This is a genomic window from Variovorax sp. GW458-11-26-14-LB1 (assembly GCF_059423965.1).
The window spans coordinates 1-11,470 of the sequence record NZ_JBWKYW010000092.1; the positions used below are offsets into that span (position 1 = coordinate 1).

Here is an 11,470-nt window from a genome sequence, read left to right on the forward strand (position 1 = left end):
AGTCAGCAAGCCAGCCCGTCCCTCACCGAAGCTCCCCATGAAGATCCTCGTTCTCCACGGCCCCAACCTCAACCTGTTCGGTCGCCGCGAACCGCACATCTACGGCAAGACCACGCTCGCCGAGATCAACGCGCAGCTGCAGGCCCTCGCCGGCGAACTCGGCGTGACGCTGGACACCATCCAGTCGAACCACGAAGGCGACCTGATCGACTTCCTGCACACCCACATCGACGATGCGCAGGGCGCGCTGGTGAACCCCGCCGGCCTCACGCAGCACGGCGTGCCGCTGCACGACGCGATCAAGGCCATGCCGTTCCCGACCATCGAGGTCCACATGTCCAACATCGCCGCGCGCGAAGCATGGCGCGCGCATTCGATCATCTCGCCGGCGGTGAAGGGCACGGTCCAGGGCCTGGGCCCGCTGTCGTACCTGGCCGCGTTGCGCGCGCTGGTCGACATGCAGCGCCAGGCGCAAGCGCAAGCACAGGCCTCCGCATGACCCGCTGGCTCGACCGGTGCTGCAGCGGCATCGAGGCGCTGATCGCGGCCGCGCTCGCGGTCATGGTCGTGCTCGTCTTCGGCAACGTGGTGCTGCGCTACGGCTTCAACTCGGGCATCACGGTGTCCGAGGAAGTCTCACGCTGGCTCTTCATCTGGATGACCTTCCTGGGCGCCGTGGTGGCGCTGAAGGAGCACGGCCACCTGGGTGTGGACATGGTGGTGCAGAAGCTGCCCCCCATCGGCAAGAAGATCTGCCTGGCCGTCGGCCATGCGGTGATGCTCTACATCGTCTGGCTGCTGCTGCAGGGCAGCATCGCGCAGGCGCGCATCAACTGGGACGTGACGGCGCCCGTCACCGGCGCGTCGATGGCCATCGTCTACGCGGCGGGCATCGTGTTCTCGGTGCTGGCCGGGCTCATCCTGGCGCTCGACCTGCTGCGCCTGCTCACGGGCCGCATCGCCGACCATGAACTGGTGATGGTGCAGGAATCGGAAGAAGCGGTGCAGCTGCAGCAGATCCTGGGTTCGCAAGACGCCAAGGAACCGGGGGCACGGCCATGACCATCGCTGTTTTCGTCGGCTCGCTGCTGCTCGCCATGGCGATGGGCATTCCCATCGCCTTCTCGTTGCTGGCCAGCGGCGTGGCGCTGATGTGGCACCTCGACCTGTTCGACGCGCAGATCCTCACGCAGAACGTGATCGGCGGCGCCGACAGCTTTCCGCTGCTGGCCGTGCCCTTCTTCATGCTCGCGGGCGAGATCATGAACGTGGGCGGGCTGTCCAAGCGCATCGTCGACTTCGCACTCGCGCTCGTGGGCCACGTGAAGGGTGGCCTGGGCTACGTGACCATCATGGCCGGCTGTCTGCTCTCGGCGCTCTCGGGCTCGGCCGCGGCCGACGCCGCCGCGCTCACCGCGCTGCTGCTGCCGATGATGGTGCGCGCGGGCCACGACAAGCCGCGCGCGGCCGGCCTCATTGCGGCCACCGGCGTGATCGGCCCCGTGATTCCGCCGAGCATCGGCCTGGTGATCTTCGGCGTGGCGGCGAACGTGTCGATCTCCAAGCTGTTTCTCGCGGCCATCGTGCCGGGCCTGCTGATCGGCGGCGCGCTGTGGATCACCTGGGCCTGGCTGGTGCGGCGCGAAAAGATCGTGCCGCCGCCGCGCAAGTCGTCGGCCGAGATTGCCGCCGCCTTCCGCAACGCGCTGTGGGCGCTGATGCTGCCGGTGATCATCCTCGTGGGCCTGCGCATGGGCGTGTTCACGCCCACCGAGGCCGCGGTGGTGGCCGCCGTGTATGCGCTGTTCGTGTCGACGGTGGTGTACCGCGAGATCACCTGGAAAGACCTGTACGCCATCTTCGTGAGCGCAGCCAAGACCAGCGCGATCGTGATGTTCCTGATCGCCGCGGCGATGGTGAGCGCCTGGCTCATCACGGTGGCCGACCTGCCCTCGAAGATCGTGGGCATGCTGCAGCCGTTCATGGGCAACCAGATGCTGCTCATGATCGCGATCATGGTGCTCGTGATGGTGGTGGGTACGGCGATGGACATGACGCCGACCATCCTCATCCTCACGCCGGTGCTCATGCCCGTGGTGAAGGCGGCCGGCATCGATCCCGTGTACTTCGGCGTGCTGTTCATCATCAACAACTCGATCGGCCTCGTCACGCCGCCAGTGGGCACGGTGCTCAACGTGGTGGCCGGCGTCGGCAAGATCTCGATGGACGACGTCACGCGCGGCGTGGTGCCGTTCATGCTGGCCGAGTTCGCGATCCTGTTCGTGATGGTGGCGTTTCCGCAGCTGGTGATCGTGCCGGCACGGTGGTTCGGGGGCTGAGCCGATGCGCGCCGTTTTGCTCACCGCGCTCGCCCTGCTCGCGGCCCTGCCCGCCGCTGCACAAGACCCCGAACGCGAAGTGCTGCCCGAGCAGCGCCAGCGGCTGGCCTTCATCGCGCCCTCCGGCCTCGCGCCGCTGGGCAGCGGCAAGATGGTGTTCAGCGCCTTCCACGTCACGACCGGCCAGGAGCTGTGGGTCACCGACGGCAGCAATGCCGGCACCTCCTTGCTGAAGGACATCCGGCCGGGCTTCCGGGGGTCGTTCCCCGCCGGTCAGGTCGCATTCAAGGGCCACGTCTACACCACGGCCACCGATGGCGCGAGCGGGCTCGAGCTCTGGCGCACCGACGGCACCGCCGCCGGCACGACGCAGGTGATCGACCTGCGCCCCGGCGAGGAAGGCGCGATGCCCAACGAGCTGACCGTGTTCCGCGACGCGCTCTACTTCGTGGCCGACGACGGCCAGACCGGCTTCCAGGTGTGGAAGACCACGGGCGATGCGAAGAGCACCACGCGCGTGTCCGCCGTCGATGCCGGGCCGCGCGCCCTCACCCGCCAGCTCACCGTGGCCGGTCCGCGCCTGTTTTTCACTGCGACCACGCGCACGCACGGCCACGAACTCTGGGTGACCGACGGCACGCCCGAGCACACGCGCCTCGTGAAGGACATCCGCCCGGGCATCGAGGACGCGGGCATTCAGAACCTCACGGCCGTGGGCAACGACCTCTACTTCACCGCGCACGACGGCGAACACGGCACCGAACTGTGGAAGAGCGACGGCACCGCACACGGCACGCAGCTGGTGAAGGACCTACGCCCCGGTGCCGCGCCTTCGCGACCGACGCACCTGGCGGTGCTGGGCCGCACGCTGTACTTCTCGGCCGACGACGGCGTGCACGGCATCGAGCTGTGGAAGACTGACGGCACGGCGAAGGGCACAGTGCTGGTGAAGGACATCCGCCCCGGCCCGGGCGGCTCCATGTCGAGCGCGATCGCCGTGATGGGCGGCAAGCTCTACTTCGCCGCGACCGATGGCGTGTCGGGCGCGGAGCTGTGGCGCAGCGACGGCACGGCGGCGGGCACGGTGCGCGTGAAGGACATCGCACCGGGCGCGGAGAACGGCTCACCCGCGCGCTTCGCCGTCATCGGGGCGCGCCTGTGGTTCGCGGCGAACGGCGGCGGTGGCCGGGGCGTCGAGCCATGGACCAGCGACGGCACGCCCGCCGGCACTCGCGCTGTGGCCGACCTTGCCGCGGGCGAACGTCACGCGATGCCGTTGGGCTTTCGCGCGCTGGGCGACGCCGTGCTCTTCGTGGCCGACGACGGCCATGGCAACGACCGACTGTGGTCCCGCCACAAGGACGGCCGGGTGACGCTGATCGGCGATCCGCTCAAGACGCGGCTGCGCTGAAACCAAAGGTCTGCGTGGCCGCGTAGTCGCGCAAGGCCTGCGCCATCGCCGCGGCGATGGCCGGATGCGTCGGGTCGTGGCCCGCGCCCTGCGCCCACTGCAGCGGGGCGCCCAGCACCTGCGCCAGTGCCTGTGCGCCCTCGGGCGGACACAGCGCGTCCTGCGTGCCGTGCACGATCAGCGTGGGCACAGCAGGCAATGCGGCGCAGCGCTGCAACAGCGTGGGCGCATCGAGCCAGCAGCCGTGCCGCAGGTAGTGGCTCTGCACGCGGTAGCGCGCCACGAGCCGCGGCAGCATCGCTTCGTCGATCGGCGGCGCTGTGCCTCCGGTGGCGAGGCGCTGCTCCCAATCGAACCAGTGGCGCGTCAGCTCGCACTGCCGCGCCCAGGTGCCGTGCGCGAAGACCTCGGCGATCGGCACCGTCACCGGGCATCGCCGGCGCCCGGCCTCGTCCCACAGTGCGCGCCATGCGGGGCCGTCGTGCTGCAGGGCACCGGCGAAGAGCGCGTGGATGTCGCCCGGGCGCGCGAGGAACACGTTGCGCAGCAGCAGGCCCGCCACAGCCTCCGGTGCATCGAGCGCATGCATCAGCGCCAGCGTGGCGCCCCACGAGCCGCCCACCACCAGCCATCGGTCGATGCGCAGGTGCGCGCGCAGCAGACGCAGATCGGCCAGCAGATCGGCGAGCGTGTTGTGCTCAATCGATCCTGTGGGGGTGCTGAGGCCCGAGCCGCGCTGGTCGGGGCAGACGATGCGGTAATGCGCCGGATCAAAGTCCCGGCGCAACAGCGGCGAGCTGCCCGAGCCTGGCCCGCCGTGCAACACCACCACGGGCAGGCCCGCCGGGTTGCCATGCTCCTCGACGTGCATCACATGCCCGCCATCCAGCGGCAGGCGATGGGTGATCGTCATCGGGGCGTGCTCTCAACCCAACGCGTTCGCGTCGGTGCGAAAGACGAGGTCGCCCGCACGCCGCGTGCCCGGCACGAAGCGGATCGGCGTGCCGACGTCGCGCGGATCACCCGCCGCCTTGACCATCGCCTCCACCTCCTCATGCCGCGGACTCTTCGGGCACACCGGGTCCGTGGCCGCCGCGTCGCCGGTCAGCAGAAAAGCCTGGCAGCGACAGCCCCCATGGTCCTTCTCCTTCTCGTCGCAGCTCTGGCAGGTGCTGCTCATCCAGCCCGTGCCACGGTACGCGCCGAAGGCCGGGCTCTCCTGCCAGATGCTACGGATGCTGTGCGCGCGCACATTGGGAAAGTCGAGCCCGGGCAGCATGCGTGCGCTGTGGCACGGCAGCGCCACGCCGTCGGGCGCCACCACGAGGAACACGCTGCCCCACCCCGCCATGCAGGGCTTGGGCTTGCCCTCGGCGTAGTCGGGCACGACCCAGAGGATCTTCATGCGACCGTCCAGGCGCGGGCGATGGGTTTGAACCACCGCCTCGGCCGTGGCCAGCATCTCGCGCGAGGGCATCAGCATCTCGCGGTTGCGCCAGGCCCAGCCGTAGTACTGCACGTTCGCGAGTTCGAGAAAGTCGGCTTCCATCGCCTCGGCCATCTCGATGATCCGGCCCACGTGCGGCAGGTTGTAGCGGTGCATCACGCAGTTCAGCACCATCGGGTACCCGAGGTCCTTGATGGTGCGGGCCACGCGCTGCTTGAGGTCGAAGGTCTTCGTGGAGCTGAGGAAGTCGTTGAGCTCGCGGCTCGAATCCTGGAACGACAGCTGGATGTGGTCCAGCCCCGCGCGCTTGAGCGTCTCGGCGCGCTGCGGCGTGAGGCCCACGCCCGAGGTGATCAGGTTGGTATAGAAGCCGAGCTCGTGCGCCGCCGCGACCAGCTCGGGCAGGTCGTCGCGCAGCAGCGGCTCGCCGCCCGAGAAGCCCAGCTGCACCGCGCCCATCGCGCGTGCCTCGCGAAACACGCGAATCCATTCGGCCGTGTCCAGCTCCTCGCGGTAGCGCGTGTAGTCGACCGGGTTGGAGCAGAAGGCGCAGTGCAGCGGACAACGGTAGGTCAGCTCGGCCAGCAGCCATAGCGGCGGCTTGGCCACGGCGCGGGGTTGCACCTCAGCGGATCCAGTGGCGTCCATGGGCCTGCTCCAGGAATTCGAGCACGTCGGCATGCAGGTCGCTCTCGCCGAAGGTGCGCTCCAGGTCGGCCACGAGCGCCGCCACCGAGGTCTTGCCGTCGCAGCGCTGGAGGATCTCGGCCGCCGGCCCGTTCAGCTTGATCATGCCCTCGGGGAACAGCAGCACGTGGCACTGCTGCGCCTCTTCCCACTGCATGCGGTAGATCGAGGTGAGCGCCGGCTGGGCATCGTCGGTCCATGCGGTCATGGTTGCTGGTCTTTCGGAAGGTCGTCGGGATACGCCTTCTCGATCGCGTCGAGCATGGCCCAGAGGATGTCGAGCTTGAAGCCCAGGATGTGCAGCGCGCGCTGCTGCCGCTCGCGCGTGGTGCACCACTGCATCGCCACTTCGAGGCCGTGCTCGACGTCGCGGTCGGCCAGCGGAATGCGGCTGCGAAAGTAGTCCAGGCCCGAGGTGTCGATCCACGGGTAGTGCGTGGGCCAGCCCGCGAGCCGGTCCTTGTGGATGCGCGGTGCGAACATCTCGGTGAGCGACGAAATCACCGCCTCCTGCCACGGCGCCGTGCGCGCGAAGTTGACATACGCATCGACCGCGAAGCGCACGCCGGGCACGACGAGCGCGTGCGACTCGAGCACCTCGCGCGCCAGGCCGGTGGCGATGCCCAGGCGGGTCCAGATCTCGATGCCGCCCGCGTTGGCGCCTTCATGGTCGCCATGCCCGTCGTGGTCGAGCATGCGCACCACCCAGCGCCGGCGCGTGGCGCGGTCGTCGCAGTTGGACAGAACGGCGGCGTCCTTCACCGGGATGCGGCACTGGTAGTAGAAGCGGTTCGCCACCCAGCCGCGCACCTGGAAGGGCTGCAGCTCGCCCGCGTTGAGCCGGCGATTGAACGGGTGGTGGCTGTGGTAGCGCGACTCCATGGCGCGCAACCTCGCTTCGAACTCCTGCGGGGACCATGGGCCTTGTGTCTCTTGCCGTTGCTGTTGCATCACGTGTTCAGATCTCCAGGGCCATGCCGTCGAACGCGACCTCGATGCCGCGGCGCACGAGCTGCGCGCGCTGTGGCCCGTCTTCGTCCAGGATGGGGTTGCTGTTGTTGATGTGGATGAGCACCTTGCGCCGCGCCGCGCAGGCGTCGAGCGCCTGCAGCATGCCGGGGCCGTGCGGCCCGTCGCACTGCGGCAGGTGGCCCATGTCGGCCGCGTGCTTCTTGCCGAGCCCGGCCGCGACCATCTCGTCCTCGGTCCAGAAGGTGCCGTCGACCAGCACGCAGTCGCAGGCGTCGAGGCTGCGGCGCTCGGCCTCGCCGACCTGCGCCAGGCCCGGCGCGTAGAGCACGCGCTTGCCGGTGGTGGGGTCTTCGATGAGCACCGCGGCGTTCTCGCTGCGCGCCTCGGTCTGGCGGCGCGGCGAATACGGCGGCGCCTTGCCGGGCACCGGCACGGCCTGCAGCCGCAGCCCGGCGATGTCGTGCCAGGCACCGCCGCCGGCCTCGAGCGACAACGGATGCCAGGTCACGCCGCAGTAGCTGTCGAGGGTGCGCAGCAGCGGCAGGCTGCCGCTGAGGTCGTCATGGGCCTCGGGCGTGCAGTACAGCTGCAGCCGCTGCCCTTCGCGCAGGCTCAGCAGGCCTGCGACGTGGTCGATTTGAGAGTCCATCAGCACCACCGCCTCGATCGGCGAATGGCGCAGGCCGTGGCGCGGCCACAGGGCCGGCGAGGCGCGCAGTTGCGCGCCGAGGTCGGGTGAGGCATTCAGCAGAATCCAGCGTTCGCCATCGGCCGACACGGCGATCGAACTCTGCGTGCGGGGCGTGGCCCGCACCTGCCCGCTTCGCTGGCCGGCACACAGGCGGCAATTGCAATTCCATTGAGGGAAGCCACCGCCCGCTCCCGAACCCAGCACCAGAATCTTCATGGGGGTCCAACAAGAAAACACGGCACCGGCGCAAGGCCGGTGCCGTGGGTCTGCGCGCTCAGCGAGCGGAGATGTACATCGTGATTTCGAAACCGAAACGCATTTCTTCGAACTCAGGCTTGCACCATTTCATCGCATTGCTCCTTCAGTGGTTGGGGTTGAGGACATATCAATAGACGACGATCTTTCCCGTCGGGCGCGGGCTATGGCAGTCGTTGTAAAAGTATTCGCCCGGCGTGTCAAAGGTGTGGGTCTGCGACTGGCCCGGGGTCAGCCTGAAATTGAACCGCCCTTCGAAGAACTGCGTGGCGCAGTGGGTGTTGGCGTTGGCTGCGGGGTTGGTGAAGGTCACGGCGGTGTTGACAGGCACGCGCATGAAGGTCGGCGTCATGGCATTGACGGCCGTCGATTCGGTCGCGCCAGGTTCGTTCGCCGCCGTCTGCACGCGCGCCAGGAACACGGTGTTCGGCGTCGGCAGTGCCGCGCCCTCCACCGCCGCGCCCGACACGGGCCGACGTACCACGGGCGGTGTCGGCGTGGCGGCCGCGGTCACCGCGCCGCCGACCTTGAAGGCCCACAGCCGGTCGCCGCGCGGGGCCGAGTCGCCGTACGGAATGCTGGTGCCGCCCGAGAACACCGCGATGTACTGCTCGCCGTCGATCTCGTAGGAGACCGGGCTCGCGCTGATCGCCGCGCCGGTCTGGAAGCGCCACAGCTCGGTGCCGTCCTGCGCATCGAGCGCCAGCAGGTTGCCGTCGGGCTGGCCGATGAACAGCAGGTCGGAGGCCGTGCTCAGGATGCCGTTGCCGTGCGCCACCGAGTACGGCAGCGGCTTCTTCCACTTGACGAGGTTGGTGCTCGGGTCCACCGCCACGACCGCGCCGGTCATGTAGGTGCCCGGCGGACGCAGGCCGTTGCTCGACTCGCTGAGCGAGTGCGCTGCCGACACGTAGCCCATGCCCGTGTAGACCAGGCCCGTGCGCTGGCTGAAGGACTGGTGGTTCCAGTTGGCACCGCCGCCATGACCCGGAATGGACAGGATCGGCACATCCCAGTGCGCGTCGTACAGGCAGCCCTTCGTGTAGTTGGGCACCGCGCGGTTCGGGTCGCCCGGAATGGCCGTGCCCAGCGGCTGGTCGACGATGCAGGTCTCGGTCCAGGCGCCCTGGCGCGGCAGGGGCTGCGTCGGCCAGCTGGCCTGGCGGGCGTCCTGCTTCACGGGCACTTCGTCGATGCCCAGCGGCGCGCTGCCGTCCTTGCGATCGAGGATGTAGTACATGCCCGTCTTGCTGCCGTAGATGACGACCTTGCGGTCCTTGCCGTCGATCTTCACGTCGGCGAGCACCGGCGACATCACGTTGTCCATGTCCCAGATGTCGTGGTGCACCGACTGGAAGTGCCACTTGTACTCGCCGCTCTTGAGGTCGAGCGCGACGATGGAGTTGGCGAACAGGTTCTGGCCCGGGCGCGAGGAGCCGTCTTGCGACGAACCGCCGCGCACGTTGCCGAAGGTCCAGTACACCAGGCCCAGCTCGGGATCGACCGCGGGATGGATCCACGGCGTGGCGCCTGTGCGTGCCGTGTCGGGTGCGCCGCCCCAGGTGTCGTAGCCGAGTTCGCCCGCGCGGGGCACGCCCCAGAAGGTGGTCAGCACCTTGCCGGTGAGCGCGTCGGCCGAGAATGCGGCGCCGCGGTTGCCGTCGTTGGTGCCCAGGTACAGGCGCTTGTCGTGGTAGACCAGCGCGACCTTCTGCAGCGCGCCCTTGTAGTCGGGGTCGGTGCTGCTGGTCGGGTACTGCTTGATCCACTCGACGGCGCCGGTGTCGGTGCGCAGCGCCACGAGGCGGTTGCCGGTGGCCACGGTGAACACCAGGCCCAGGTCCTTGGCGACGGCCACGCCGCGGCGGGTGATGCTGCCGTAGGGCGTGGTCCACTTCCACTTCGTCACGCCGGTCTTGCCGTCCACCGCGACCACGTTGCCGAGTGCGGACTCGATGTAGAGCACGCCGTCGACGACGACGGTGGTGCTCTGGTTGTTGCCGGTGGTCATGCCGCCTTCGATCTGGTTGACCCAGGCACCACCGAGTTGCGTGACCAGGCCCTTGTTGATCTTGCGCAGGCTCGAATAGTTCTGGTTGCCCAGGTTGCCGCCAACCTTCGGAAAGTCCTTGTCGCCGGCGGTGCAGCAGTCCGACAGGTCGGCCGCGGGTGCGGCGGCGGCCGGTGGCGATGCGGGCGGTGGTGTGCCGGCAGACGGCGGCGGCGCAGGGGCCGGCACGACGGGCAGCACGGGCGTGCCGCCACCGCCGCTGGAGCCGCCGCAGGCGGTGATCAGCAACGGCGATGCGAGCACGCCGCACGAGATCATCAGCGTGACCAATGATTTTTTCTTCATGGATGTCTCTACTCGGTGAACGTTGGAACAGGGATGTTCGAAACGACCGGTGGCGCGCACACGGCGCCTCACCGGCCCCGGGAGGTCGTGGTTACTCAGTGGTGCAGAAAGGCGTCAGGCCCATCGCCGACTTCACGCCTTGCACGACGAGCTTCTGGAACTCGATGGCGCCCACGCCCGACAGGTCGGCGGTGAACGAATGCGCGTTGTGCCCGAGGGTCGTGAGCCATGCGCGGCCGCCGTCGTAGTACTGGCACCAGGCGACCGGATGGAAGTCGGCGTGGCCGGGATGCGGCGCGGAGGTGAGCGGCGTCAGCGTCGAGGTGTCGACCTTGGCCAGGAACTTCACCTTCGTCGGGAAGGGCATCAGGTTGTACCACTCGTCCTGGAAGGAGAAGCGCTTGGGCACGTCCTTCGTCGAAGGGTCGTCCGAGACGATCTCGACATCGCCCGCGCGGTTCGGTCCGTGGTTGTAGAAGTTCGCGTTGCCCAGCAGGCCTTCGTAGTAGGGCCAGTTGTATTCGGCGCCGAAGGCGTTGTGCAGGCCGACGAAGCCGCCACCGCGGCGCATGTAGTTGCGCAGTGCGGTGCGCGCGGCGTCCTGGCTGGTGCTCACCGCGCCGTTCCACAAGGTGTCGCGGTTCGAGCTCGCGAAGATGATCGCCTTGTAGTTGTTGATGCGGCTGCCCAGCACGGCCACGTCCTCGGTCCAGTCGACCGTGATGCCCTCGGCCGACAGCATGCGCACGAGGCCTGCCTGCATCACGTTGTCGGTGTTCATCGCCGGGTTCAGGCCGGCCGCCATCGGCGTGCCCAGCACGGCATGGCGCGGGCCGGCGGTGCGCGAGTAGATCAGCACGCGGTCGGGCGTGGTGGCGAACGCGCCCCAGTCGTTGTAGCACTTGGGGTTGGTGCCGCGGCAGACGTTGTAGTACTCGTCGAAGCTGTCGTCGACCTCGGCCACCGGCTCGGTGGGCGTGGCCGGCACTTCGTCGGTCGGCGCGGGCGGCGGTGCCGATGCAGCAGGCGCGGGCGCCACGGGCAGGAACGGCAAGGCCGCGCCGCCGCCGCCGTCGCCTCCGCCGCAGGCAGTCAATGCCAGCGCAAGCGCGGCGGCCGATGCAAGTCCGAAGGGAAAGGATCTGGAATGTTTCAACGGAGTCTCCTCTTGGTGGTCAATGGCGGAATCGGACGGGCGCACGCGCCCAGCACGTATCGCTGCGCCGCGGGTGGCGGCAGGCGCAGACGTGGGAGTGACGGAAATTGCCGGCGGGGACGAAGAAGGAATTCGTCGCCAGCCGTGAGGGCGCGC

At 68.8% G+C, this 11,470-nt stretch carries 12 protein-coding genes; 4 read left to right on the forward strand and 8 right to left on the reverse strand.

The window, feature by feature from the left end; all coding sequences use genetic code 11:
• The first annotated feature begins 37 nt into the window (after positions 1-37).
• The 4 genes from AC07YS_RS31525 to AC07YS_RS31540 are packed head-to-tail and all read left to right on the forward strand — an operon-like array spanning position 38 to position 3,750.
• Positions 38-499, forward strand: coding sequence for a type II 3-dehydroquinate dehydratase (locus AC07YS_RS31525; RefSeq protein WP_062476570.1), 462 nt, complete (start codon positions 38-40; stop codon positions 497-499).
• On the forward strand, positions 496-1,062 hold the full coding sequence (locus tag AC07YS_RS31530) for a TRAP transporter small permease (protein WP_495270256.1): 567 nt from the start codon (positions 496-498) through the stop codon (positions 1,060-1,062). Before AC07YS_RS31525 ends, AC07YS_RS31530 begins: the two co-directional genes overlap by 4 nt.
• Positions 1,059-2,339, forward strand: a complete 1,281-nt coding sequence (locus AC07YS_RS31535) for a TRAP transporter large permease (protein ID WP_495270255.1) — start codon at positions 1,059-1,061, stop codon at positions 2,337-2,339. The genes AC07YS_RS31530 and AC07YS_RS31535 overlap by 4 nt, the downstream gene beginning before the upstream one ends.
• A 4-nt stretch (positions 2,340-2,343) precedes the next feature.
• Positions 2,344-3,750, forward strand: coding sequence for an ELWxxDGT repeat protein (locus AC07YS_RS31540; protein ID WP_495270254.1), 1,407 nt, complete (start codon positions 2,344-2,346; stop codon positions 3,748-3,750).
• Here AC07YS_RS31540 and AC07YS_RS31545 read toward each other — a convergent pair.
• From AC07YS_RS31545 to AC07YS_RS31580, 8 genes are all read right to left on the reverse strand, one after another.
• On the reverse strand, positions 3,731-4,663 hold the full coding sequence (locus AC07YS_RS31545; RefSeq protein WP_495270253.1) for an alpha/beta fold hydrolase: 933 nt from the start codon (positions 4,661-4,663) through the stop codon (positions 3,731-3,733). The genes AC07YS_RS31540 and AC07YS_RS31545 overlap by 20 nt on opposite strands.
• Before the next feature lie 12 nt (positions 4,664-4,675).
• Positions 4,676-5,845, reverse strand: a complete 1,170-nt coding sequence (pqqE, locus tag AC07YS_RS31550; protein ID WP_495270252.1) for a pyrroloquinoline quinone biosynthesis protein PqqE — start codon at positions 5,843-5,845, stop codon at positions 4,676-4,678.
• Positions 5,823-6,092, reverse strand: a complete 270-nt coding sequence (gene pqqD / locus AC07YS_RS31555) for a pyrroloquinoline quinone biosynthesis peptide chaperone PqqD (protein ID WP_070059765.1) — start codon at positions 6,090-6,092, stop codon at positions 5,823-5,825. Before pqqD ends, pqqE begins: the two co-directional genes overlap by 23 nt.
• Positions 6,089-6,835: a pyrroloquinoline-quinone synthase PqqC gene (pqqC, locus tag AC07YS_RS31560; RefSeq protein WP_495270257.1), complete on the reverse strand. Its 747-nt coding sequence runs from the start codon at positions 6,833-6,835 to the stop codon at positions 6,089-6,091. The genes pqqD and pqqC overlap by 4 nt, the downstream gene beginning before the upstream one ends.
• Positions 6,836-6,842: 7 nt before the next feature.
• Complete coding sequence (gene pqqB / locus AC07YS_RS31565) at positions 6,843-7,763, reverse strand: pyrroloquinoline quinone biosynthesis protein PqqB (protein ID WP_495270251.1); 921 nt, start codon at positions 7,761-7,763, stop codon at positions 6,843-6,845.
• 58 nt (positions 7,764-7,821) lie between these two features.
• Positions 7,822-7,896 carry a pyrroloquinoline quinone precursor peptide PqqA gene (pqqA, locus tag AC07YS_RS31570; RefSeq protein WP_013539171.1) on the reverse strand — a complete coding sequence of 25 codons (75 nt, stop codon included), beginning with the start codon at positions 7,894-7,896 and terminating at the stop codon, positions 7,822-7,824.
• Positions 7,897-7,932: 36 nt separating this feature from the next.
• Positions 7,933-10,158 (reverse strand): outer membrane protein assembly factor BamB family protein, encoded by a 2,226-nt coding sequence (locus AC07YS_RS31575; protein WP_495270250.1) that lies wholly within the window; start codon positions 10,156-10,158, stop codon positions 7,933-7,935.
• Positions 10,159-10,249: 91 nt separating this feature from the next.
• Complete coding sequence (locus AC07YS_RS31580) at positions 10,250-11,314, reverse strand: ThuA domain-containing protein (protein WP_495270249.1); 1,065 nt, start codon at positions 11,312-11,314, stop codon at positions 10,250-10,252.
• Positions 11,315-11,470 lie beyond the last annotated feature (156 nt).